General features: G+C 66.3%; 20 protein-coding genes. 11 read left to right on the top strand and 9 right to left on the bottom strand.

The features are described 5' to 3' along the window. Positions 1 to 122: 122 nt before the first annotated feature. Positions 123 to 896, top strand: a complete 774-nt coding sequence (locus AB4Y79_RS15720) for a sigma-70 family RNA polymerase sigma factor (protein WP_441863613.1) — start codon at positions 123 to 125, stop codon at positions 894 to 896. Beyond that, the gene (rsrA, locus tag AB4Y79_RS15715; protein WP_441863610.1) at positions 893 to 1,153 is read left to right on the top strand and encodes a mycothiol system anti-sigma-R factor; all 261 of its coding nucleotides are present in this window, start codon (positions 893 to 895) and stop codon (positions 1,151 to 1,153) included. Before AB4Y79_RS15720 ends, rsrA begins: the two co-directional genes overlap by 4 nt. A 119-nt stretch (positions 1,154 to 1,272) precedes the next feature. Here rsrA and AB4Y79_RS15710 read toward each other — a convergent pair whose 3' ends face one another. From AB4Y79_RS15710 to AB4Y79_RS15690, 5 genes are all read right to left on the bottom strand, one after another. Beyond that, complete coding sequence (locus AB4Y79_RS15710; protein ID WP_369299106.1) at positions 1,273 to 1,347, bottom strand: 50S ribosomal protein bL37; 75 nt, start codon at positions 1,345 to 1,347, stop codon at positions 1,273 to 1,275. Positions 1,348 to 1,465: 118 nt separating this feature from the next. Next, positions 1,466 to 1,927 carry a PadR family transcriptional regulator gene (locus tag AB4Y79_RS15705; protein WP_441863607.1) on the bottom strand — a complete coding sequence of 154 codons (462 nt, stop codon included), beginning with the start codon at positions 1,925 to 1,927 and terminating at the stop codon, positions 1,466 to 1,468. Then, positions 1,927 to 2,754, bottom strand: coding sequence for a DUF4097 family beta strand repeat-containing protein (locus tag AB4Y79_RS15700; RefSeq protein ID WP_441863604.1), 828 nt, complete (start codon positions 2,752 to 2,754; stop codon positions 1,927 to 1,929). Before AB4Y79_RS15700 ends, AB4Y79_RS15705 begins: the two co-directional genes overlap by 1 nt. Positions 2,755 to 2,836: 82 nt before the next feature. Continuing rightward, positions 2,837 to 3,436, bottom strand: coding sequence for a GDSL-type esterase/lipase family protein (locus AB4Y79_RS15695; protein ID WP_308930545.1), 600 nt, complete (start codon positions 3,434 to 3,436; stop codon positions 2,837 to 2,839). Positions 3,437 to 3,578: 142 nt separating this feature from the next. Continuing rightward, complete coding sequence (locus tag AB4Y79_RS15690) at positions 3,579 to 7,379, bottom strand: multifunctional oxoglutarate decarboxylase/oxoglutarate dehydrogenase thiamine pyrophosphate-binding subunit/dihydrolipoyllysine-residue succinyltransferase subunit (protein ID WP_441863601.1); 3,801 nt, start codon at positions 7,377 to 7,379, stop codon at positions 3,579 to 3,581. A gap of 549 nt (positions 7,380 to 7,928) precedes the next feature. Here AB4Y79_RS15690 and AB4Y79_RS15685 point away from each other — a divergent pair. The 5 genes from AB4Y79_RS15685 to AB4Y79_RS15665 all read left to right on the top strand — a co-directional run bounded on the left by AB4Y79_RS15685 (position 7,929) and on the right by AB4Y79_RS15665 (position 13,087). Continuing rightward, positions 7,929 to 9,263 carry a hemolysin family protein gene (locus AB4Y79_RS15685; protein WP_441863598.1) on the top strand — a complete coding sequence of 445 codons (1,335 nt, stop codon included), beginning with the start codon at positions 7,929 to 7,931 and terminating at the stop codon, positions 9,261 to 9,263. After that, positions 9,260 to 10,339: a hemolysin family protein gene (locus AB4Y79_RS15680; RefSeq protein WP_441863595.1), complete on the top strand. Its 1,080-nt coding sequence runs from the start codon at positions 9,260 to 9,262 to the stop codon at positions 10,337 to 10,339. The genes AB4Y79_RS15685 and AB4Y79_RS15680 overlap by 4 nt, the downstream gene beginning before the upstream one ends. A 71-nt stretch (positions 10,340 to 10,410) precedes the next feature. Then, positions 10,411 to 11,388, top strand: a complete 978-nt coding sequence (locus AB4Y79_RS15675) for a metal ABC transporter solute-binding protein, Zn/Mn family (protein WP_441863593.1) — start codon at positions 10,411 to 10,413, stop codon at positions 11,386 to 11,388. Next, on the top strand, positions 11,385 to 12,203 hold the full coding sequence (locus AB4Y79_RS15670; protein ID WP_441863590.1) for a metal ABC transporter ATP-binding protein: 819 nt from the start codon (positions 11,385 to 11,387) through the stop codon (positions 12,201 to 12,203). The genes AB4Y79_RS15675 and AB4Y79_RS15670 overlap by 4 nt, the downstream gene beginning before the upstream one ends. After that, the gene (locus tag AB4Y79_RS15665; protein WP_441863587.1) at positions 12,203 to 13,087 is read left to right on the top strand and encodes a metal ABC transporter permease; all 885 of its coding nucleotides are present in this window, start codon (positions 12,203 to 12,205) and stop codon (positions 13,085 to 13,087) included. The genes AB4Y79_RS15670 and AB4Y79_RS15665 overlap by 1 nt, the downstream gene beginning before the upstream one ends. Here the strand turns inward: AB4Y79_RS15665 and AB4Y79_RS15660 are convergent. Next, positions 13,065 to 13,526 (bottom strand): Fur family transcriptional regulator, encoded by a 462-nt coding sequence (locus tag AB4Y79_RS15660; RefSeq protein ID WP_441863694.1) that lies wholly within the window; start codon positions 13,524 to 13,526, stop codon positions 13,065 to 13,067. The two genes, AB4Y79_RS15665 and AB4Y79_RS15660, sit on opposite strands and share 23 nt — an antisense overlap. A gap of 90 nt (positions 13,527 to 13,616) precedes the next feature. Here AB4Y79_RS15660 and AB4Y79_RS15655 point away from each other — a divergent pair, with 90 nt between their 5' ends. Continuing rightward, positions 13,617 to 14,273, top strand: coding sequence for an MBL fold metallo-hydrolase (locus tag AB4Y79_RS15655; protein ID WP_441863584.1), 657 nt, complete (start codon positions 13,617 to 13,619; stop codon positions 14,271 to 14,273). Here AB4Y79_RS15655 and AB4Y79_RS15650 read toward each other — a convergent pair. Beyond that, the gene (locus AB4Y79_RS15650; protein WP_441863582.1) at positions 14,270 to 15,385 is read right to left on the bottom strand and encodes a PLP-dependent cysteine synthase family protein; all 1,116 of its coding nucleotides are present in this window, start codon (positions 15,383 to 15,385) and stop codon (positions 14,270 to 14,272) included. The genes AB4Y79_RS15655 and AB4Y79_RS15650 overlap by 4 nt on opposite strands. A gap of 109 nt (positions 15,386 to 15,494) precedes the next feature. Here AB4Y79_RS15650 and AB4Y79_RS15645 point away from each other — a divergent pair, with 109 nt between their 5' ends. Genes AB4Y79_RS15645 through AB4Y79_RS15635 form a run of 3 tightly spaced genes read left to right on the top strand, consistent with a single transcriptional unit; the run spans position 15,495 to position 17,967 of the window. Then, positions 15,495 to 16,388, top strand: a complete 894-nt coding sequence (locus tag AB4Y79_RS15645) for a sulfurtransferase (protein ID WP_441863579.1) — start codon at positions 15,495 to 15,497, stop codon at positions 16,386 to 16,388. Then, positions 16,385 to 17,542, top strand: coding sequence for an NAD(P)-dependent alcohol dehydrogenase (locus tag AB4Y79_RS15640; RefSeq protein WP_441863576.1), 1,158 nt, complete (start codon positions 16,385 to 16,387; stop codon positions 17,540 to 17,542). The genes AB4Y79_RS15645 and AB4Y79_RS15640 overlap by 4 nt, the downstream gene beginning before the upstream one ends. After that, positions 17,539 to 17,967 (top strand): HIT family protein, encoded by a 429-nt coding sequence (locus AB4Y79_RS15635; RefSeq protein WP_441863573.1) that lies wholly within the window; start codon positions 17,539 to 17,541, stop codon positions 17,965 to 17,967. Before AB4Y79_RS15640 ends, AB4Y79_RS15635 begins: the two co-directional genes overlap by 4 nt. Positions 17,968 to 17,969: 2 nt before the next feature. Here the strand turns inward: AB4Y79_RS15635 and AB4Y79_RS15630 are convergent, their stop codons facing one another. Together AB4Y79_RS15630 and hrpA are read right to left on the bottom strand one after the other, a co-directional pair. Then, on the bottom strand, positions 17,970 to 18,953 hold the full coding sequence (locus AB4Y79_RS15630; RefSeq protein ID WP_441863570.1) for a beta-ketoacyl-ACP synthase III: 984 nt from the start codon (positions 18,951 to 18,953) through the stop codon (positions 17,970 to 17,972). Positions 18,954 to 18,980: 27 nt separating this feature from the next. Beyond that, positions 18,981 to 22,967, bottom strand: coding sequence for an ATP-dependent RNA helicase HrpA (gene hrpA / locus AB4Y79_RS15625; RefSeq protein ID WP_441863567.1), 3,987 nt, complete (start codon positions 22,965 to 22,967; stop codon positions 18,981 to 18,983). Positions 22,968 to 23,016 lie beyond the last annotated feature (49 nt).

Below are 23,016 nucleotides of genomic sequence, written 5' to 3'. Positions count from 1 at the left end.
CCTTGGCGAAGGTGTTGGACGGGACGAGGCCGGCGGGTCCGGTGGCAGCGGAAGCGCTGGCTGCCGAGCCGCTGGAGTACGGCACGCCCCGGGCGGGCAGCCTGACAGTAGACTTGAAGGCAATGAGCACCCTGGATCCGGCCATCGCGGCCATGTATGAGGCAACACCTGGCGCAGCGAATGGCTCGGCAGGGGCGCCGCCCGCATCCGCAACGGAGCCGGAGGTGCGTACCACTGCCGCTGGGGCGGACACCGAAGACGCCGCCCTTGACGTCGCCGCGGAGAGCGTCGAAGAACGCCGCCAGCGCTTCGAACGGGACGCTATGCAGTACGTCGACCAGCTGTACTCGGCTGCGATGCGCATGGCACGGAACCCCTCAGATGCCGAGGACCTGGTCCAGGAGGCCTACACCAAGGCGTTTTCGGCGTTCCACCAGTACAAGCCGGGCACGAACCTCAAAGCGTGGCTGTACCGGATCCTGACCAACACCTACATCAACCTCTACCGCAAGAGGCAGCGCGAGCCGCTTCAGTCCAACTCGGACACGATCGAGGATTGGCAGCTCGCGCGTGCGGAGTCACATACCTCAAGCGGACTTCGATCGGCCGAGGCAGAGGCGTTGGACCACCTCCCGGATTCGGACGTCAAGCGGGCGCTCCAGGACATTCCGGAGGAATTCCGATTGGCGGTGTACTTCGCCGACGTGGAGGGCTACGCCTACAAGGAAATCTCAGACATCATGAATACGCCCATCGGCACCGTGATGTCCCGGCTCCACCGCGGCCGGAGAATGTTGCGGGACATGCTCGCGGAATACGCCGCCGAGCGAGGATTCAAAACAGCCGCAGATGCATCGGATGCGGCAGGAAGCAAATCACAGGAGAACAGGAAATGAGCGACTGCCAGGGATTGGGCGATTGCGACGACGCCCGGATGCAACGCATCTACGAGTACCTTGACGGGGCGCTGACCCGCGAGGACCTTACCGAAATCAAGAACCACCTTGACGACTGCCCCGAGTGCGCGCAGCAGTATGACCTTGAGTGCGTTATCCGCAACATGGTCAAGCGCTCGTGCACGGAGTCCGCTCCGGACAACCTGAAGAACGCCATCCTGGACCGGATCCACGCCATCCGCCCCGTGGAGGCCTAGGAACGCGGGAGGCCCAGGACCGCGCCGCGCCCGCGGGCAACGTCCGCAGACAGCGAAGGACCCCGGAAGCCGAATGGCTTGCGGGGTCCTTTGCTTGAACCGTAGTCCCTGGCATTTGCCTAGGTGTTGGGGCGCTTCCCGTGGTTCGCGCCGCCACGCTTACGGTCACGACGTTTGCGTGCACGCTTGCTCATAGCTGGCCTCCTTACTGTTGGTACTCAAAAGAGCTGCCCTCCAGTCTCCCACATGATGCGGCGGCCCGCGAACCGGAACCGGCGGATGACCTGCGGCGGTGCGCCCAGGGCGACGGTCCTAGTGCTGGAGCGTGTTGCTGATCGCCACGCGGGCTTGTTCCAGGACGGTCCGGACATTTTCCAGTGCCACCGGGTTGAGCGGCCGGCGCGGGGCCTGCCCTTGCAGATCAGCGCGGATGCCATCACGGAACTGCTGCAGCATCAGCTCCAGGGCAAGCCGCTGCATGGAAGCGGCGATGCCCTTTTCCACTGCTGCGAGGTCCACGCGGCGGTGGTTCAGCTCGGCAAGGCCCGCTGCCGTGATGCGGTACGTCGTGCGTCGTCCGGATGGTTCAGTGGCCACCAGGCCGTCCGCCTCAAGTTTTCCCAGCCTGGGGTAGATCGTTCCGGCACTGGGTGAGTAGGCGCCTCCGAACCGGTCCTTGAGCGCTTTGATGAGCTCGTACCCGTGCTTGGGGCCGCCTTCGAGGAGGGAAAGCAGGTACAAGCGCAACGCACCGTGTGCGAAGACGGGAGGCATCAGCCTGTCGCTTCCCCGCCGTCGGATGCGGGAGCGTGGACGATCGACGTCCTTCCGGACACCGAATTGGTCCTGACCAGCATCAGCTGCCCGTCCGGCCCGGCAATCGTCTCCACTTTTCCGTTGGCCAGGAAGCACTGCTGGCCGTCAAGGACCACCGCTCCGCCGGCCGACTTGGCCACGATGTCAACACCCACGTCGTGGGGCAGCCGGATGGTGAGGTCCCCGGAGACGGAGTTGGAACCGAAATCGTGAGTGAAACCAAACAGTTCGAAACTGAGGTGGCCGCTGACGGTGTTCGAACGCACGTTGGTGAAGTGTCCGGACGCGGTGACCGCCCCGGAGACGGTTTTCACCGTGAGGACGCCGCGGTGGTTCCGGACGGCGGCCGTGCCGCTGACAGTGTTGACCTGCAGCCCGCCGGAGGTGCCGTCCGCCACGACGGAGCCCGACACAGTATTGAGGCGGATATGGGCGGCGACGCCGGAGACCAGTCCCTCACCGCTGACGGTGCCAACCTCCACCTCCACGCCGCGGGGAACGGAAATGCTGATCACTGCCGAGTTGTCGCTGCTGTGGTTGACGGTTTCCATCAGATTCTTGAACCAGCCCTGCGGACCGTTCAGCTGGTGCCGGACTTCCACCCGGCCACCGTTGGCCGAGACGGCCACGGGATCGCCGTGTACCTCCGAGATCTCCACCCGGACCACAGGCTCGTCGTGCTGGACTACGGTGAACTTGCCGCGCACCATGCCCAGCTTGAGGACGGTGGCATCCCCGGTCTCGATGGTTTGCGGTCCTTGCACACTCCAGCTTCCGTCAGCCATGGTCCCCTCCAGAGACGATATATCGCGTTGGCCATCAACCTAGCCCCGCCGGCCTGGACCGGTCAAGGCACCCGGTGAAGGCCTACTGCGGCGCGTCCATTCGAAGCCACTGGAACCAGCCCCGGTGCAGCACCAGCCACGCCATGAGGCCATACCCGGCCTGGCCCGGCGTGCCCCCGTTTGCGGCGAGGTCCTGGCGCCACTGTTCATGGTTCAGCAGGGGCGAGAAGGTATCGACGTAAAGGTGCTTGCGCCGGGTGGTCACGTCGGCGAAGGCGGTGTTCAGCTCGTCCAGCCTTCGGTTGTGGGCCGGATCGAGCGTGGGCGGCGGTCCGACGACGAAGACCTCGATACGGTTCTGCGACGCCGAATCCAGGATATTGGCCAGGTTCAGCCTGCTCCGTGCGGTTGAAAGGCCGAATTCGATGTCACGCCCGGACAGCCCGATGACCAGCCTGTTCTCGGCCTGGTCGCTGAAACGCCGTCCGGCTTCGTCCAGCCACCTGGCTGCAAGCCCCTCGGTACCTTCCTGCGGACAGGGGAGGGCATAGCTTTCCAGCAGCATGCCGTCCTGGGGAGTGCGGGCCAGGACGCGGCCAAGCCAGCCCAGCGCCCGGGGGTCGCCCAGTCCGGCCAGCAGTTCGTCTCCTACAGCTGCAATCCGCAGCTTCCTGTCTTCCACGCGTTCCTCTTCACTTCCGAACCGGCCGCAGCCTCCGTGGCCGCCGCGGCTGCGGAGGTACGGGGCGGCGCTGTCCAACCATTAAACAGAACTGCCCGGCCGGAGTCTGGTATTTCGACGTCCGGCCGGGCAGCCTTACGGATTACTTCCGTGCAAATGCCTGCTTCAGGAGCAGATCCTGTTCTGCGGCGTGCCGCTTCATGGAACCTGCAGCCGTGGAGGCGGATGCCGGCCGGGACACCAGGCGCACCCGGCGGTCCAGGGCCTCCGGCAGGTTCAGGCCGATAAACGGCCACGGACCCTGGTTGGCGGGCTCGTCCTGGGCCCACACGACCTCGGCGTTGGGGTACTTGGCAAGTTCCGCGGCGATCTCGGCATGCGGCAGCGGGTAGAGCTGCTCCACGCGGACGATCGCGGTGGTCTTGTCGCCGGTCTTCTGGCGGGTGGACAGGAGATCGTAGTAGAGGCGGCCGGAGACGAGGATGACGCGTTCGACGGCGGTGGCGGGCAGTTGCTCATGCTCACCGATGACCGGGCGGAAGGCGCCGGTGGTGAAGTCCTCCACGGACGAAGCGGCAGCCTTCAGGCGCAGCAGCTGCTTGGGCGTGAAGATGATCAGCGGCTTGCGCGGACGGCTGTATGCCTGGCGGCGCAGCAAGTGGAAGTGCGACGCCGCCGTGGTGGGGTTCGCCACGACCATGTTGTCCTCGGCGCACAGCTGGAGGAAGCGCTCGATCCTCGCCGAAGAGTGGTCCGGGCCCTGGCCTTCGTAGCCGTGCGGGAGCATCAGGACCAGCGAGGAGCGCTGGCCCCATTTCTGCTCGGCCGAGGAGATGAACTCGTCGATGATGGTCTGCGCACCGTTGACGAAGTCACCGAACTGGGCTTCCCAGAGGACCAAGGCGTCCGGCCGTTCCACTGAGTAGCCGTATTCGAAGCCCATGGCGGCGTATTCGGACAACAGGGAGTCGTAGATCCACAGCTTGGCCTGGTCATCGGAGAGGTTGCCCAGCGGCAGCCATTCCTTGCCGTTGGCACGGTCGTGGAAGACGGCGTGGCGCTGGACGAACGTGCCCCGGCGCGAATCCTGGCCGGCGAGGCGGACGGGGACGCCTTCCATGATCAGGGAGCCGAAGGCCGCGATCTCGCCGAAGCCCCAGTCGATGCCGCCTTCGCGGGACATCTGCTCGCGCTTCTCCAGCAACTGCTTGAGCTTGGCGTGGACGGTAAAGCCCTCGGGAACTTCGACGTGGGCCTTGCCGATCCGGGCCAGGGTCTCGGCGCTGATGGCGGTGGAGACCGGTGCGCTGACGTTGGAGTCAGACTGCTGGGCCATGGGGCGCTCGATATCGGACACAGCAGCGGAGTCTGCGGTCACGATCGGGATCGGTGAGGTCTGCGCGGCGTGGGTCTCGGCGAAGACCCGTTCCAGCCGTTCCTGGTAGTCGCGGAGCAACTGCTCGGCTTCTTCCTCGGTGATGTCCCCGCGGCCGATCAACGACTCGGTGTACAGCTTGCGAACGGAGCGCTTGGCTTCGATCAGGTTGTACATCAGCGGCTGGGTCATCGAGGGGTCATCGCCCTCGTTGTGGCCGCGGCGGCGGTAGCACACCATGTCGATGACAACGTCCTTGTGGAAGCGCTGCCGGAATTCGTAGGCGAGCTGGCCGATGCGGACCACTGCCTCGGGGTCGTCGCCGTTCACGTGGAAGACCGGCGCCTGGATCATCTTGGCGACGTCGGTGGAGTACGTGGACGAGCGCGAGGATGACGGAGCCGTGGTGAAGCCCACCTGGTTGTTGACCACCACGTGGATGGTGCCACCGGTGCGGTAGCCCCGGAGCTGGGACAGGTTGAGCGTTTCGGCCACGACGCCCTGGCCGGCGAAGGCGGCGTCGCCGTGGACCATGATGGGCAATACGGGGAACGATTCGCCCTGGTCCAGCCGGTCCTGCTTGGCGCGGACGATTCCCTCAAGGACGGAGTCGACGGCTTCCAGGTGCGAGGGGTTGGCGGCGAGGTAGACCTTGGTTTCCTTGCCGTTGTCCGACGTGAAGGTGCCCTCGGTGCCAAGGTGGTACTTGACATCGCCCGAGCCCTGGACGGAGCGCGGATCCTGGGTGCCTTCAAATTCGCGGAACACCTGGGCGTAGGTCTTGCCGGCGATGTTCGTCAGGACGTTGAGGCGGCCACGGTGGGCCATGCCGATGGCAACTTCGTCCAGGCCGTCGTCGGCTGCGTCCGACATGATGGCGTCCAGCAGCGGGATCAGCGATTCGCCGCCCTCGAGGGAGAAGCGCTTCTGGCCGACGAACTTGGTCTGGAGGAACGTCTCGAAGGCCTCTGCGGCGTTCAGCTTGGAAACGATCCGGATCTGTTCTTCGCGGCTGGGCTTGGAGTAGGGGTGTTCGAGCTGGTCCTGGAACCACTTGCGCTCGGCCGGCTCCTGGATGTGCATGTACTCGATGCCGGTGGTGCGGCAATAGGCGTCGCGCAGGACACCGAGGATGTCGCGGAACTTCAGCATCGACTTGCCGCCGAAACCGCCGGTGGGCCATTCGCGGTCCAGGTCCCACAGGGTCAACCCGTAGGTGAGGACGTCGAGGTCGGGGTGCTTGCGCTGGACGTATTCGAGCGGATCGGTGTCCGCCATCAGGTGTCCGCGGACGCGGTACGAATGGATCAGCTGCTGGATCCGGGCCACCTTGTTGATCTCGTCGGCGGGGTCCACCTGGAGATCGGGGCTCCAACGCACGGGCTCGTACGGGATGCGCAGGGCTTCGAAGATTTCGTCGTAGAAGTTCTGCGCCCCGAGCAGGAGCTGGTGGACCAGCTTGAGGAACTCGCCGCTGCCGGCGCCCTGGATCACGCGGTGATCGTAGGTGGAGGTCAGGGTGAGGACCTTGCTGATGGCGTTCTGCGCGATGATCTTTTCGCTGGCGCCCTGGAACTCGGCCGGGTAGTCGAGGGCGCCGACGCCGATGATGGCGGCCTGGCCCTTGGAAAGGCGGGGTACGGAGTGGACGGTACCAATGCCGCCCGGGTTGGTGAGGGAGACCGTGGTGCCCTGGTGGTCCTCTGCCGTCAGCTTGCCGTTGCGGGCGCGCTTGATGAGGTCCTCGTAGGTGTGCCAGAACTCGGCGAAGTTGAGGGTTTCGGCCTTCTTGATGTTCGGGACCATCAGCAGGCGGGTGCCGTCCGGCTTGGGCATGTCGATGGCGATGCCGAAGTTGACGTGCGCGGGCTGGACGGCGACGGGCTTGCCGTCCACTTCGTCGTAGTACACGTTCATGGACGGGAACTGGGAGAGCGCGCGGATGACGGCGTAGCCGATCAGGTGTGTGAAGGAAACCTTGCCGCCACGGGCGCGTGCAAGGTTGGAGTTGATGACTACGCGGTTGTCGATCAGCAGCTTGGCGGGGATGGCGCGCACGCTGGTTGCGGTGGGCACTTCCAGGCTGGTCACCATGTTGGTGGCGATGGCCTTGGCGGGACCGCGAAGGATTGAGACGACGTCCTCTTCGGGAGCCGTGGGGGCCTTGACGTTCTTGGGCAGCTGGGCCGGGATGGGCTGGGCGCCGGTGCCTGCGCCGGTCTTCGTGCCGCCGTCGCGGGCCTCGGTGGCAGGGGCCTTCTTGACCGGTGCCGGGGCTGCCGCGGGCGCGGCAGCAGCAGGGGGAGCGGCGGGGGCTGCTGCCGGCGACGGTGCCGGCGCGGCGGGAGCCGCCTTCACGACCGGGAGTTCCCGGGTGGCGGGGTGTGCTGCGTGTGCGGTATTTCCATTGGAAGAAGAACCGTTGCCCGAGTCGAAGGATTCAAACAGCGGCCACCACTTGGCATCCACGGCGTTCTTGTCCTGCTGGTACTGCTCGTACAGTTCGTCAACGAGCCACTCGTTTCCGCCAAATTCCTCTGGTAGACGGTGGCTTGGCTGCTCTGGCACTTGAAATACGCCTCTTCCATGAGTTTGATTTCTCTCCGGCCCCCCGGTGCTTCAGCACTGCGATCGAACCAGTCTCTGCGTCCTCTGAACCCAGACCTTTGCAAGTCTAGTGAGCATCGTGTGTTAACTGCCAATAAGGGTGACCCAAATCATGACGTGACATTCGACGGGCCAAACGAGAGGTCCGCCGATGGCGCAGGAGAGCCGCCGAAACACCGGGGAGAACTGCTGGCAGCCGCGATTCGGTGCCCGGGGGACTGCCTGGCGCCACGTCGTTGACCGGGGCCGCTCCTGTAGACTGAAATTCTTATGGACAGTAAATCTAGGTGCCGGCCTGGGCGCTGTCAGCGGAGCTCGAAGAGAAGCGCTGCGCAGTCCGCCCCCAGAGCCGGCAAACCCCGACAACGCGCCCATCACCAGAAGACGGCCCAGCTTGCCGCAACCCGCACGGACCAGGCGTCGGTTTCGGCCGATCATCCTCCGCCGGGACGATATATCTTCCCCACTCCACCGTTGACTGCTTTTCCCGCGCATTGGGCGGGATGCTGAATGGAGTGGCTCCTCCTCGCAGCAGGTTTGCTGCTGATCGCGGGCACGGGCTTCTTCGTGGCCGTCGAGTTCTCCCTCATCGCGCTGGACCAGCCCACCGTTCAACGCGCCATTGACGACGGCGACGCCGGCGCGGTACCGCTGCTCACCTGCCTGAAGTCACTGTCCACCCAGCTCTCAAGCTGCCAGCTGGGCATCACCTTGACGACCCTCCTGACCGGCTACGTCATGGAACCCTCTGTAGGCCATATCCTCACGGGCCCGCTGGCCGCCGTCGGACTGCCCCCCGTGGTGGTCGAATCGGCCTCGCTCGTCCTGGCCATGGTCCTGGCCACCCTGCTCTCCATGCTCCTGGGTGAGCTGGTGCCCAAGAACATGGCGATCGCCCTGGCGTTTCCGGTGGGCCGCGCACTGGCCGGCCCGCAGCTGGTCTTCACCACCATCTTCAAGCCGGCCATCCTGGTCCTCAACGGATTCTCCAACCGGATCCTGCACGTGTTCGGGCTGGAAGCCAAAGAGGAGATTTCCGGCGCGCGGACACCGGCAGAGCTTGCCTCCCTGGTCCGCCGTTCCGCGGCGATGGGAACGCTCGACGCCGGAACCGCCAACTTCATTGCCCGCACCCTGGACTTTTCCACCCGGACGGCTGCGGATGTGATGACGCCACGCATCCGGGTGGAGACGATCGACGCCGACCAGCCGGTGTCCGACGTCGTGGATGCCGCGCGCCGGACCGGATACTCCCGGTTCCCCGTGATCGGTGATTCGGCCGATGACATCCGCGGGCTGGTACACGTTAAGAAGGCAGTCGCGGTTCCGTGGGAACGCCGGCAGAACCTCGAAGCGGGCGCGATCATGACCGATGTCCTGCGGGTGCCTGAGACCATCCACCTCGATGCCCTGCTGGCCGAGCTGCGGGAGGGAAACCTCCAGCTGGCAGTCGTGCTGGACGAATACGGCGGAACCGCCGGTATCGCCACGCTGGAGGACCTCGTGGAGGAGATTGTCGGGGAAGTGGCGGACGAGCATGACAAGGTCCGCCCCGGGCTCCTGCAAAGCGCCTCCGGCGACTGGTACTTCCCGGGCCTCCTGCGTCCGGATGAGTTGTCCGAACAGATTCCGGGGCTGAGCGTTCCGGACGAAGCTGCCTACGAGACGGTGGGCGGCTATGTGATGAGCAAGCTGGGCAGGATCGCGGCGGTGGGGGACACCGTTCCCGTCGGTGGCGGAACACTCAGCGTGACCAGGATGGACGGCCGCAGGATCGACCGCATCTGCTTCCGGCCCGCGAAGGAGCCCGGAACGCCGGATGCCAGTGACAGGAGCAAGCCATGAACGACTGGGCCGGAATCCTGTGGCTGGGCCTGCTCCTGCTGGGCAACGCCTTCTTCGTGGCTGCGGAGTTCGCCATCATGTCCGCCCGCCGCAGCCAGATAGAACCGCTGGCCGATGCCGGGTCCAAGCGGGCGCAGACCACCCTGCGGGCCATGGAGAATGTCTCACTGATGCTGGCGTGCGCGCAGCTGGGCATTACGGTTTGCTCACTGCTGATCCTGCTGGTGGCCGAACCCGCCATCCACCATCTGCTGGCTGTTCCCCTCGAGACGGTTGGCCTGCCGGCTGAGGCGGCGGGCGTTGCGGCCTTCGCGGTGGCGCTGCTGCTGGTGACTTTCCTGCATGTCACGTTCGGCGAGATGGTGCCGAAAAACATTTCCGTCTCCGTGGCGGACAAAGCCGCGCTGATCCTGGCGCCGCCGCTGCTCTTCGTTGCGCGGCTGGTGCACCCGGTGATTTCAGCACTGAACTGGTCCGCCAACCACATCCTCAAGCTCATGCGGATCGAGCCCAAGGACGAGGTAACGTCCTCATTCACCCTTGAGGAAGTCCAATCGATCGTCCAGGAGTCTACCCGCCACGGCCTGGTGGACGACGACGCCGGGCTCATCAACGGTGCGCTCGAGTTTTCCGAGCACACCGCCGAGGACATCATGGTGCCGCTGGAGCACCTGGTCATGCTCGGCGCAACCACCACCCCCGTGGAGTTTGAGAAGGCGGTCAGCCGGACGGGGTTCTCCCGGTTCCCCATGCTGGATGACGAGGACATGCTGTACGGCTACCTCCACGTGAAGGACGTGTTGTCCATTCCGGAGTCCGGCTATGAGCTGCCGATCCCCGAAGGCCGTGTCCGGTCGCTGGCCAACCTTGCCCTGGGCGATGAGATTGAAACGGCCATGTCCGTCATGCAGCGCACGGGATCCCACCTTGCCAGGGTGATCGGCCCGGACGGCAGGACGCGGGGTGTCCTGTTCCTTGAGGATGTGATCGAACAGCTCGTTGGTGAAATCCGGGACGCCACGCAGGCCACCGGGATCCGCCGGCTGGGCCAACCCAACGGAAGCCCGAAAGGCTAAATAGGAATCATTCGCATTTAGGTATAGGGTGGGATTGTAGACTTCCCCTCCTGTGAACTGAGGTTTCTCCCGTGCGCCGTAAAGCCGCTGCCAGCTCCTTCGTTGCCGCCCTCGCCGGGCTTGGCGTCATGCTCAGTGCCTGCAGCACGCAGCCCTCGCAGACGCCGGACCCGGCGGCGGGCATCAACGTCGTAGCGTCAACGAACGTCTACGGGGACATCGCCAGGACGATCGGCGGCGACAAGGTGAAGGTCACGGCCATCATCAGCAACACGGCCCAGGACCCGCACTCCTATGAGGCAACCGCGCAGGACCGGCTCGCCGTCTCAAAAGCCCAACTGGTCATCGAGAACGGCGGCGGCTATGACGACTTCCTCCACACCCTGGTGGAGGGGAGCAAGCTGGACAGCTCCGCTGTCCTCACCGCCGTCGAGGTCTCCGGCCTGGCCCACCCGGAAGACGCCACGGCCCAGGCCGCGGCGTCCGGTCCTGCCGCCACAGATACCCACGATCACGGCGACTTCAACGAACACGTCTGGTACAGCCTGCCTGCCATGGAGCGGATGGCAGACAGCATCGCCGGAAAACTCGGCACGCTTGATCCAGCCTCCGCCGCCACCTTCACCTCCAACGCGGACTCGTTCAAATCGGCGTTGTCCGCCTTGCACAGCCGGCTGGACTCCGTGAAAGCTGCCGCGGCAGGCGGCGAGGTGGCCGTCACCGAGCCGGTTCCGCTCTACCTGCTGAAGGACGCGGGCTTGGAGAACGCCACGCCGGAGCAATACACTGCTGCGATCGAAGAGGGAAGCGATGTTCCGCCTGCCGTCCTGAAGGAAGCCACTGACCTGGTGGCGTCCAAGAGCGTGCGCCTGCTGGCTTACAACGCCCAGACCGAAGGGCCGCAGACCGAGGCGCTCAAGAAGGCAGCCGAGGCCGCTGGCGTTCCGGTGGTGGATTTCAACGAGACCCTGCCCGAAGGCAAGACCTACCTGCAGTGGATGACGGACAACGTGAACAACATCAGCAAAGTCGTGGAGGCCAACCGGTGAATTCCGTTGTCAGCCTCAAGGGCGCCGGGCTTGCGTTCGGCCAGCGGACGCTCTGGTCCGACCTTGACCTGGAGATCCGGCCGGGTGAGTTCTTCGCCGTGCTGGGCCCGAACGGCAGCGGCAAGACCAGCTTCCTGAAAGTCCTCCTCGGCCTGCAAAAGCTGCACGCCGGGCACGCCACGCTGGGCGGCCGCCCCGTGGAACGCGGCAGCAGCCTGATCGGCTACATTCCGCAGCAAAAATCCTTTCCCGTGGATACACCCATGCGCGCCCGCGACCTGGTGGGCCTGGGCGTGGACGGCCACCGCTGGGGTGTTCGGCTCTCCGCCGGGAAGACCAACCGGCGCGTGGACCAGCTCCTTGAACTGGTGGGAGCCTCCGACTACGCCAAGGTGCCGGTGGGCCAGCTCTCCGGTGGCGAGCAGCAACGGCTCCGGGTGGCGCAGGCACTCGCGACGGATCCCCAGGTGCTGCTGTGCGACGAGCCGCTGCTTTCCCTTGACCTGCATCATCAGCAGGCGGTCAGCGCGCTGATCAACAAACAAAGCCACGAGAAGAACAGCGCCGTCGTCTTCGTCACCCATGAGATCAACCCGATCATCGACTACGTTGACCGGGTGCTGTACCTGGCCGGCGGACGTTTTCGCGTGGGGACGCCGGAAGAAGTCATGACCACGGAGGTGCTCTCGGACCTGTACGGCAGCCATGTGGAGGTGATCCACGCCAACGGCAGGATCGTCGTCGTCGGCCTGCCGGACGCCACCACCCACCACCACCATGCCGATGCGGACGCCCTGGCCGGGGAGGTGGCGTGATGGACGCCAACAGCATCCTGGGGGCCATCTTCAACTTCGACAACTACGGCGAGCTGCTCGTCCTGGTCCAGAATTCGATCTGGGCCGGTGCAGTCCTCGGACTCCTCGGCGGCCTGGTGGGCACCTTCGTCATGAAGCGCGATCTTGCCTTTGCAGTCCATGGCATTTCCGAACTCTCCTTCGCAGGCGCGGCCTTTGCCCTGCTCATCGGCGCGGACGTGGTCTTCGGCTCGCTGATCGGATCCGTGGCGGCAGCCCTGCTGCTGGGCCTGATGGGGGTCCGCGCCCGGGACAAGAACTCCATCATCGGGGTGATCATGCCGTTCGGGCTGGGACTGGGAATCCTGTTCCTGTCCCTGTACCAAGGCCGTGCAGCGAACAAGTTCGGGCTGCTCACCGGCCAAATCGTCTCGGTGGACACCGTCCAGCTCCAGGCGCTGGCCGGAGCCGCGCTGGTGGTCATGCTCGCACTGGTGGCCATTTGGCGGCCCCTGAACTTCGCCAGCATCGACCCGGAGCTCGCCGAGGCGCGGGGAGTTCCGGTGCGCACCCTGGCCATCGTGTTCATGATCCTGCTGGGGGTCAGCGTGGCACTGTCCATCCAGGTGGTGGGGGCCCTCCTGGTCCTTGCGCTGCTGATCACCCCTGCCGCCGCTGCACTGCGGGTCACGTCATCACCGGTGCTGGTGGTGGTCCTGAGCGTCGTCTTCGCCGTGACCGCAACGGTGGGCGGAATCCTGCTGGCCCTGGGTGGTCGGATCCCGATCAGTCCCTACGTCACCACGTTGTCATTCCTGATCTACGTCGTGTGCCGCGTCATCGGTTCGGTGCTGGCCTCGCGCGGAATCAACGGCAGGGTCCTTACAGCTGCCCGGCGGCCTTAAGGGCGGTGCAGTCCGGGCACAGCCCGAAAATTTCCACGGTGTGGTCAACCGCCGTGAAGCCGTGTTCGGCCGCAGTCCGCGCTGCCCAGGTCTCTACCGCAGGCGCCTCCACCTCCACGGCCTTGCCGCAGTTCCGGCAGAGCAGGTGATGGTGGTGCGCGGTTACGTTGCAACGCCGGTACACGGCCTCGCCGTCGCCATTGCGCAGTACATCGACCAGGCCCTCGTCCGCGAGGGACTGGAGGATCCGGTAGGCGGTGGCGAGGGATACGGAGACGCCTTGGCTGTGCAGGATCCGGTAGAGCTCCTGAGTGCTGACGAAGTCATCAAGGTCGTCGAGGGCCGCGCTGACGGCCTTGCGCTGCTTGGTGACCCGCTGTTCCTTGCCGCCTCCTGCCGGGGACGGGGCGGCGGAATCAGCCTTGACGCCGATCGGCATGGACAAACTCGCTTCCGTGGGGGGCAAACATCAAGATTACCAGCCGGCGGCTCGTGGACACGGTTCCGGAACGCGCCCTAGGCTGGCGCCATGAAGCTGACCAAGTACACCCACTCCTGTGTCCGGCTCGAGAAGGAATCCGGGGTCCTGGTCCTGGACCCCGGCGCCTTCTCAGAATCAGCCGAGGCCCTTGCCGGGGCCCACGCCGTCCTGGTGACCCATGAGCACCAGGACCACCTGGACACCAAAGCCGTGGTGGATGCCCTCACCGGCAACAAGGACCTGGCACTGTACGCGCCCGGGTCCGTGGCCACCCGGTTGCGCGGGGAAGCCACCGGCGCCGCCGACCGGATCCACACCGTTGAACCCGGGTCCTCGTTCCAGGCGGCCGGCTTCGAGATCCGCAGCTTCGGCGGACAGCACGCCCTGATCCACCCCCAGATCCCCATGGTGGCGAACATTGGATACCTGGTGGACCACAACGTCTACCACCCCGGAGATTCCTTCATCATCCCGGACGGCATCAACGTGAGGACACTGCTGGTCCCGCTGCACGCACCGTGGAGCAAGTCAGCTGAGGTGGTGGATTTCGTCATCGGAGTCCGGGCGCCGCACGCGTTCCAGATCCACGACGGCCTGCTTAATGAGATCGGGCTGGGCATCGTCGAAGGCCACGTGAAGCGGATCGGCGCGAAGTACGGCACCGAGTACCGGCATCTGGCTGCCCGCGAGTCCGTGGAGATTTAGTCCGCGGTCCACTCGCCCGTGTCGAGGAACCTCGAGACCACGGCCTCGTACGGCGCCGGATCCAACCCCTGCGACGCAAGCCAGTCCGGGTTGTAGTAATTGCCCGCGTAGCGTTCGCCGCCGTCGCACATCAAGGACACAACGCTGCCCTGCCGGCCGTCGGACAGCATCCGGGCGACTGTTTGCCAGACACCCCAAAGGTTGGTGCCGGTGGATGGGCCGGCATGCAGGCCGGCATAGGAGTTCAGGTGGCGCATGGCGGCTACGGAAGCGGCATCGGGCACCTGGACCATCCGGTCGATGACCGAGGGGACGAAGCTTGGCTCCATCCGGGCCCGGCCGATGCCCTCGATCCGTGACGGCAGGCCGGTGGGCTGTCCTGCCGTTTCCCCCAGCCAGCCGGGGTAGAACGCCGAGTTTTCCGGGTCCACCACCAGCAGCCGGGTGGGATGGCTGTGGTAGCGCAGGTAGCGGCCGATCGTGGCGCTGGTTCCGCCCGTACCCGCGCCCACCACCACCCAGTCCGGCACCGGGTGCTGTTCCATGCTGAGCTGGCCGAAGATCGACTCGGCGATGTTGTTGTTGCCGCGCCAGTCGGTTGCCCGCTCCGCATACGTGAACTGGTCCATGTAGTGGCCGTTACAGGTGGCAGCAACTTCTTCTGCCGCCGCGTAGACGTCCGACGCGTTTTCCACCAGCAGGCAGGCGCCGCCGAACTGTTCGATCAGGGCGATCTTTTCAGGGCTCGTGGTGCGTGCCATCACCGCGATGAACGGGAGCCCCAGCAGCCGGGCGAAATATGCCTCCGATACCGCCGTGCTGCCGCTGGAGGCCTCCACGATGGTGGTGTCCTCCCGGATCCAGCCGTTGACCAGTCCGAACAGGAACAGGGACCGCGCCAGCCGGTGCTTGAGGCTGCCGGAACGGTGGGTCGACTCGTCCTTGAGGTAGAGCTGGATGCCCCATTGCTCCGGCAAAGGCACCGCGTAGAGATGGGTGTCTGCCGATCGGTTGTTTTCTGCCCTGATGGTGCGAATGGCGTTGTCCGCCCATTCCCGGTCCGCCCCGCTGCGGCGGCTGCCTTCCGCGTTTCCGCTGCCCTCGATCTTCACCGGACCAGCCTACCCGCGCCGGCAGCCGCGGCGCCCCTAGAGTGGATTCCGTTGGCATGACCCGCATGCCCACCTTGACCCCGCGGCCCGGATCCGCAGAAGGAGTGCAATGAACCCGCTGATGGATGTTTCAGGCCTTGAGTCGCGGCTTGCCGCCGGCCAGCGCACGGTCCTGCTGGATGTCCGTTGGGTGCTCGGGGACCCCCGCGGGCACGAGCATTACCTGCGGGAGCATCTGCCGGGAGCTGTGTTCGTTGACCTGGCCACCGAGCTTGCGGACCCTGCCATCCGGGACCGCGGACGGCACCCGCTGCCTGACGCCGGGCAATTCCAGGAAGCCGCCCGCCGGTGGGGGATCCGGAACGGCGACGTCGTGGTTGCCTACGATGACAGCGCCAACATGGCGGCCGCCAGGCTGTGGTGGATGCTGCGCAACGCCGGGTTCGCCGAGGCATACATGCTCGACGGCGGCCTGGCCGCCTGGCGAAAGGCCGGCATGCCGCTTGAGTCCGGGCCCGTCCGGCCCGCGCGTGGTGATGTGGACCTGGCCGGCGGCGGGATGCCGGTGCTCGACGCCGGTGCTGCCGCCACCTGGTCCGGGCACGGCGTGTTGCTTGATGCGCGGGCGGGGGAGAGGTACCGGGGAGAGGTTGAACCCGTCGATCCGCGTGCCGGACACATTCCCGGAGCGGTCAGTGCGCCCACGGCGGACAACGTGGACGACGCCGGGCACTTCCTGCCGCCGGCGGAGCTGCGCCGGAGGTTCGAGTCCCTCGGCGCCAAGGACGACGTTCCCGTTGCGGTTTACTGCGGGTCTGGCGTCACAGCGGCCCACCAGGTGGCTGCGCTGGAACTGGCCGGCTTCAGCGCCGCGCTCTACCCCGGCTCCTTCTCGGAATGGTCCAACCGCCCCGAACTGCCGGTGGCAACCGGCCCGGAACCGGGAGGCCCCGGCGCACCGGCTGGAAACTTCGCCGAGGGCAAGGGTAGCGTCGAACCATGACACCTGGACGCCCTGTGCCGCCGCCCCTCGCCCAACCCATTGCCCCCGCCGCCGACGCGACGCCGGCGGCCGCCGGCGGCCGGCTGGCCGCGGCCTACGGCGCAACCTCCGGCGACAGCGGGCTGGTGCCGCTGACGGTGGCCCGGCGCGCTCCCAAGCCGGACGACGTCGAGATCGCCATTGAATATTGCGGGCTCTGCCACTCTGATGTGCACGCCACCCGCGGCGAATGGGGCTCGCAGGCCTACCCCCTGGTTCCCGGGCACGAGATCGTGGGAACGGTCAGCCGGGTTGGTACAAATGTCACCGACTTCGCCGTCGGTGACCGCGTGGGCGTGGGCTGCATGGTGGACTCCTGCCGCGAATGCGCGAGCTGCCTGGACGGCCTTGAGCAATACTGCGAAAACGGGATGACCGGCACTTATGGGGCCAAGGACCGGAGGAACGGCGACGCCATCACCCAGGGCGGATACTCCTCGTCCATCGTGGTGGACCGGCGGTATGTCCTCCGGGTCCCCGGGTCCCTGGACCCGGCCGCCGTCGCGCCCCTGCTGTGCGCCGGGGTCACCACGTTCTCTCCGCTGCGGCACTTCGATGTGGAGGAAGGCGACGTCGTCGGTGTGGTGGGCCTCGGCGGACTGGGCCACATGGCCGTCAAGCTCGCCAAGGCCATGGGCGCCACCGTGGTGGTCTTTACGACGTCCGAGGCGAAAACTGCCGCCGCGCTGGAGCTGGGAGCGGACCGGGTTGTGCTTTCGAGGGACGAGGCGGCCATGGCCGGCGCGGACCGGAGCATCGACCTCATTATCGATACCGTCGCCGCCCCGCACGACCTGAACCCCTACTTCCGGACCCTGCGGGTCGACGGGGCGCTGTTCCAGCTCGGACTGCCGTCCAAGGCCATGCCGCCGGTCAACCCGGGTGCCCTGATCCGACGACGGATCGCCTACGCGGGATCACTGATCGGCGGCATCGCCGAAACCCAGGAAATGCTGGACTTCTGCGCCGACCACGGCGTGGTGGCCGACATTGAAGTGGTCGGGGCCGGGGAACTGAATGAAGCCTACGACCGCATGGTTGCGGGAGACGTAAAATACCGGTTCGTGCTGGACGCCGGCACGCTGCAGGCAGCCGCCGAGGAGGCAGACGCATGAGTACACTTTTCACCAGGATCCTGAAGGGCGAGATCCCCGGCCGGTTCGTGTGGCGCGAGGACGATGTGTCCGCGTTCCTCACCACCGGTCCGCTCGCCGATGGCCACACGCTGGTGGTTCCCACCGAGGAAGTGGACCGCTGGACCGACGCATCGCCGGCTACCCTGGCCCGGGTCATGGAAGTCGCCCGGCGCATCGGGGCCGTGCAAGTGGAGACGTTCGGGGCCCGGCGGGCCGGCCTGATCGTGGCCGGTTACGAGGTCAACCACCTGCACGTCCACGTCTGGCCGTCCCAAAGCATGGCCGACTTCGACTTCGGCTCGGCAGACCAGAACCCGGACCCCGCGGTCCTGGACGCCAACGCGGAAAAGCTCCGTGAAGGCCTCCGCGCGGCGGGCTACGGGGAGTTCGTGCCCGGGAGTTAGGTTCAGCCCTGGCGGGGAGTCATCGCCACCATGCCGGCGTAGGTGAAGCCGCCGCCGAACCCGAACAACAGCGCCGGGACATCCGCCGGGATCCGCCCGGCATGCCACCACTTGCTCAAGCCGAGCGGCACACTGGCGGCGGACGTGTTCCCGGACTCGGTGACGTCGGTGATCACGATCCGGTCCGTCAGGCCCAGAGCCTCCGCGAGCGGTTCAATGATGCGCAGGTTGGCCTGGTGGGCGGCGAGGACCTGGATGTCGTCCATCGCCAGACCGGCACGGGCCACCACCTCGCGGGCGCGCTCCGGCGCCCTGGTCAACGCCCACCGGAGGACCTCCCGGCCGTTCTGCGAAAACCTGCCTGACGGCGGGGAGATACGGACGGCGTCCGCCATGCCGGCCTCCGAACCCCAGACCACCGGGCCAATGCGCGGTGTGGCGGACGGACGTACGACGGCGGCGCCGGCACCGTCGGCGGTGAGCACCGCCGTCGCGCGGTCCGTCCAGTCCGTGACGGCCGAGAGGGTTTCCGCCCCGACCACGATCGCGTGCGTGGCGCTTCCCGTCCGGATGGCCTGGTCAGCCACGCCCAGCGCGTACTCGAAGCCGGAGCAGGCTGTATTGATGTCCATGATCCCCGGGCCGCGGCCGTCCCGGCCCAGGCCCAGTGCCTCGGCGATGCGCCCTGCCGTGTTGGGGGACCGCTCCGCCGCAGTCGTTGTGGCGACCACCACAAGATCGATGTCCGCCGCGGCGATCCCGGAATCAGCGAGGGCCATGCGCGCCGCCGGAACCGCGAGGTCCACCACGGTTTCGCCTTCGGCCGCAATATGCCTCGTGACGATGCCCGTGCGCTGGCGGATCCACTCGTCGCTCGTGTCCATCATGCCTTCGAGTTCATGGTTGTCCATGACGTGCGCGGGCTGGGCGTGGCCCAGGCCGGCGAGCTCAGTTCCGGCAGGACCCTGGGCAAGCGTGATCTTCATTCGGTTCCTCTTCTCTGGGCGGCGCCGCTAGGCCGGTGCCAGGGCCTTGTTGAGCACGGCGCGAATGCGTTTCTCGGACACCGAGTATGCGGTGCCGAGCTCGACGGCGAACAGGCTCACCCGGAGCTCCTCGAGCATCCAGCGCACCTGGGTTAACTCCCGGCCGGCGCGGCGGCCGGGCAGCAGCGCTGAGACGGCGTCGTCGTAGTCGTCTTCGAGCCGCTGGACCACGGACATGTGGACGGCGTCGCGCTGGACGTTCCCGGGCAGCCGTTCCAGCCGCTTTTCGATGGCGGCCAGGTACCGCGGCAGCTGGCTGAGCTGTGCGTAGCCCGTGCGTGCTACAAACCCCGGGTACACCAGTTGTTCCAGCTGGCTCTTGATGTCGTTCAACGCGCTGATCAGGGCCACGCTGGTGGTGCCCTTGAGCTGCTTTTCAATCCTGCGGGTGCTGGCCAGGACGCGCTCGACGACCGCGGTGACGGTGAACACGGTGTCGATCAGTTCGGCGCGCACCACTTCGTAGAGGGCGTCGAATGCCCTGCGGTCCCAGGGCAGGTCCACCGGCGTGAGCTTGTCGATGGCCGCCAGCGCACAGTCCGCGATCAAGGCGGGGACCGAACCGTGCGGGTTCTGGCTGAAGGTCAGCTTCTCCGTGTTGCTCAGGTGCTCCAGGACATAGCGGTCCGGGGCGGGGACACGCAGGGCCAGCAACCTGATGACGCCGCCGCGCATCGCCTCGAGCTGTTCCTCCGGGGTTTGGAAGACGCGCAGTGACACGGACTTACCCTGGTCCACCAGCGCCGGGTAGCCGGTGACGGTGTGTCCTTTGACCATGCTGCTGACCTGGCGCCCGATGGTGCCGAAGCTCCACTCCGTCAGGCCGTCCTGCTCCACGAACCCGGCCGTGGCTTGCTGTCCCGGCACTCCGGAGGCCTGCTGCGGTGCCGCGGAGCCGTCGTCGGACGCTTTGCCGCCGCGGCGATGCGCCTGGCTCCTGGCACCGGGTGCGGTGGACGCGGGGGTGGCGCCGAGGGATTCGGCGATGGCGCGGCGCGTTGCGGGGGCGAGTTCCTCCTGCAGGCCGGCCAGGTCCTTGCCGTCGCCCAGCACCTTCCCCTTGCTGTCGACCACCTTGAAACTGACGCGCAAATGCGGAGGCACGGCATCCCAGTTCCAGGAGCCGGGCGGGATGATGGCGCCGCGGAGGCGCCGGAGCGCCAGCTCCAGCGATGGCTCCAGCTCATCCGTTGCGGGGTTGAAGTCCGACTCGAGGAGGGCCACCGCCTGCCGGGCAACGTCCGGGGCCGGAACGAAATTCTTCCGGACCTGCTTGGGCAGCGACTTGATCAGGGCTGTCACGAGCTCCACCCGCTGGCCCGGGATCAGCCAGCGGAACGGGGCGTCGTCGAGCTGGTTCAGGAACAGGACAGGGACCTCGGCCGTGACGCCGTCGGACGGGTCTGGCGATGCGCCCGGAGCCACCGGATGGAACTCGTACGTCAGGGGGAGGTCGAAGCCCTTGTGCAGCCAGGTCTTGGGGTAGGCGGATTCGTCAAGGTTCCCGGCGTCATCACTGAGCAGCAGCGACTTGTCGTAGTCCAGGAGGTCAGGGTTGTCCCGCCGGGCGTCCTTCCACCACTTGTCGAAGTGCCGCTCGGAAACCACGTCGGGGCCGATCCTGGCGTCATAGAAATCGAACAGCGTCTCATCGTCCACCATCAGGTCGCGGCGCCGCATGCGCGCTTCGAGTTCCTCGACCTCGTGCAGCAGCGCCCGGTTCCGGTGGAAGAACTTGTGGTGGGTGCGCCAGTCGCCTTCAACCAGCGCATGCCGGATGAACAGTTCCCGTGCCACCACGGGGTCCACGCGGCCGTAGTTGATCCGGCGCTGGGCGATGATCGGAACGCCGTAAAGGGTGACCTTTTCGTAGGCCATCACGGCGCCCTGCTTGGTGGACCAGTGCGGTTCGCTGTAGCTGCGCTTGACCAGGTCCGGTGCCACCTGCTCTGCCCACAGGGGATCGAACTTCGCGGCCACCCTCGCCCACAGCCTGCTGGTCTCCACCAGCTCCGCTGCCATCACGAACGTGGGGGACTTCTTGAACAGTGCAGAGCCGGGGAAGATGGCGAACCGGCTGCCGCGGGCGCCGGCGTATTCCCTCTTGCGTTCGTCCAGGATTCCGATGTGGCTCAGGAGCCCGGAGAGCAGGCTGATGTGGATCCCGTCGTGGTTGCCCACCGGATCCGTGAGGCGCTTGTTGTCCAGGCTGATGCCCAGCGGCCGGGCCAGCTGGCGGAGCTGGCCGAAGAGATCCTGCCATTCCCTGACCCGGAGGTAGTTGATGAACTCGGCACGGCAGAGGCGGCGGAACGCCGACGACGACAGTTCCTGCTGCTTCTCCTGCAGGTAATTCCAGAGGTTCAGGAAGCCGGTGAAGTCGGAGTTTTCGTCGCGGAAACGGTTGTGCCTTTCCGCAGCCAGCTGCTGCTTGTCCGTGGGCCGCTCCCGCGGATCCTGGATGGTGAGGGCGGCGGCCAGGACCATGACTTCCCGGACACAGCCGCGTTTCCCTGCTTCCACGATCATCCGGCCCAGCCGGGGGTCTACCGGCAGCTGGGCGAGTTTTTGCCCGACGGCGGTCAGGCCGCTGCCCCTCGTCCCGCCCCTGGCGCCGGCTTCCGGGCCGCCGGCTGCGTGCTGGGGCCGGGGCGGGGCCAGGGCGCCCAGTTCTCGGAGCAGGGTGACGCCGTCGTTGATGGCCCTCGTTTCCGGGGGCTCCACGAAGGGGAAGTCCTCGATATCCTTGGGGCTCTTGGCCACGCCCATGGCGGTCATTTGCAGGATGACGGCGGCAAGGTTGGTCCGCAGGATTTCCGGATCCGTGAACTTTGGCCGGGACTCGAAGTCTTCCTCGGAGTAGAGGCGGATGGCGATGCCATCGGACACGCGTCCACACCGGCCGGAGCGCTGGTTGGCCGACGCTTGCGAGACCCGCTCGATGGGAAGGCGCTGGACCTTGGTGCGGTGCGAATACCGGGAAATGCGTGCAGTGCCCGTATCCACGACATATTTGATGCCCGGAACCGTCAGCGATGTTTCGGCCACGTTGGTGGCCAGGATGATCCGGCGCTTGCTGCCCGGGTGGAACACTTTGTGCTGCTCCTGCAGGCTGAGGCGGGCGAACAGGGGGAGGATCTCGGTGTTGGCCAATCTGCGGTTGGCCTGGATGCGTGGCTGCAGTGCCTCGGCCGCATCACGGATTTCGCGCTCGCCGGAAAAGAACACCAGGATGTCTCCGGGGGCCTCCGCGGCCAGTTCGTCGACGGCGTCGCACACGGCGTCCAGGGGATCGCGGTCTTCCTCGAGCTCGTCGTCCGAAGCGTCGTCCTCATCCGATTTCGGCTGTGACAGCGGGCGGTAACGCACCTCAACGGGGTACGTGCGGCCCGAAACTTCGATGATGGGAGCCGGTTTGTCCGGACTGCCGAAGTGGTTGGCGAACCGCTCGGGATCGATGGTGGCCGAGGTGATGATGACCTTCAGGTCCGGCCGCTGGGGGAGGATCCGCTTGAGGTAACCCAGGATGAAGTCGATGTTCAGGCTTCGTTCGTGGGCCTCATCGATGATGATGGTGCTGTATTTGCGCAGCAGTTTGTCGCGCTGGATCTCGGCAAGCAGGATGCCGTCGGTCATCAGCTTGACCTTGGTTTCCTTGCTGACCTCGCCGGTGAACCTGACCTGGAAGCCGATCTCCTGGCCTATCTCCACGCCCACTTCTTCCGCGATGCGCTCGGCCACGGTGCGGGCGGCCAGCCGGCGGGGCTGGGTGTGCCCGATCAGGCCCTTCTCGCCCAAGCCCAGTTCCAAGCACATCTTCGGGATCTGGGTGGTCTTGCCGGAGCCGGTCTCGCCGGCGATGATGGTCACCTGGTTGGCGGCGATCGCGGCCATCAGGTCCTCGCGGCGCTCGGAAACCGGCAGCTCGGCGGGATAGGAAATATGAAAAGTCATGGCTGCAGACAGTCTACTGCGGCCCGGCGGAGCTCCCGGCAGGGGCCGC

The organism is Pseudarthrobacter sp. YAF2, from assembly GCF_052113345.1.
Lineage (GTDB): Bacteria > Actinomycetota > Actinomycetes > Actinomycetales > Micrococcaceae > Arthrobacter.
Note: the sequence above shows the minus strand (reverse complement) of the source record. Positions and strands in the feature narration are given on the sequence as shown.

Bases quoted from the DNA above. Each gene is read 5' to 3' on its own strand.
- AB4Y79_RS15720 (WP_441863613.1), top strand. From the start codon at position 123: ATGAGCACCCTGGATCCGGCCATCGCGGCCATGTATGAGGCAACACCT.
- rsrA (WP_441863610.1), top strand. From the start codon at position 893: ATGAGCGACTGCCAGGGATTGGGCGATTGCGACGACGCCCGGATGCAA.
- AB4Y79_RS15705 (WP_441863607.1), bottom strand. From the start codon at position 1,927: ATGCCTCCCGTCTTCGCACACGGTGCGTTGCGCTTGTACCTGCTTTCC.
- AB4Y79_RS15700 (WP_441863604.1), bottom strand. From the start codon at position 2,754: ATGGCTGACGGAAGCTGGAGTGTGCAAGGACCGCAAACCATCGAGACC.
- AB4Y79_RS15685 (WP_441863598.1), top strand. From the start codon at position 7,929: ATGGAGTGGCTCCTCCTCGCAGCAGGTTTGCTGCTGATCGCGGGCACG.
- AB4Y79_RS15680 (WP_441863595.1), top strand. From the start codon at position 9,260: ATGAACGACTGGGCCGGAATCCTGTGGCTGGGCCTGCTCCTGCTGGGC.
- AB4Y79_RS15665 (WP_441863587.1), top strand. From the start codon at position 12,203: ATGGACGCCAACAGCATCCTGGGGGCCATCTTCAACTTCGACAACTAC.
- AB4Y79_RS15660 (WP_441863694.1), bottom strand. From the start codon at position 13,526: ATGCCGATCGGCGTCAAGGCTGATTCCGCCGCCCCGTCCCCGGCAGGA.
- AB4Y79_RS15655 (WP_441863584.1), top strand. From the start codon at position 13,617: ATGAAGCTGACCAAGTACACCCACTCCTGTGTCCGGCTCGAGAAGGAA.
- AB4Y79_RS15645 (WP_441863579.1), top strand. From the start codon at position 15,495: ATGAACCCGCTGATGGATGTTTCAGGCCTTGAGTCGCGGCTTGCCGCC.
- AB4Y79_RS15640 (WP_441863576.1), top strand. From the start codon at position 16,385: ATGACACCTGGACGCCCTGTGCCGCCGCCCCTCGCCCAACCCATTGCC.
- AB4Y79_RS15635 (WP_441863573.1), top strand. From the start codon at position 17,539: ATGAGTACACTTTTCACCAGGATCCTGAAGGGCGAGATCCCCGGCCGG.
- AB4Y79_RS15630 (WP_441863570.1), bottom strand. From the start codon at position 18,953: ATGAAGATCACGCTTGCCCAGGGTCCTGCCGGAACTGAGCTCGCCGGC.
- hrpA (WP_441863567.1), bottom strand. From the start codon at position 22,967: ATGACTTTTCATATTTCCTATCCCGCCGAGCTGCCGGTTTCCGAGCGC.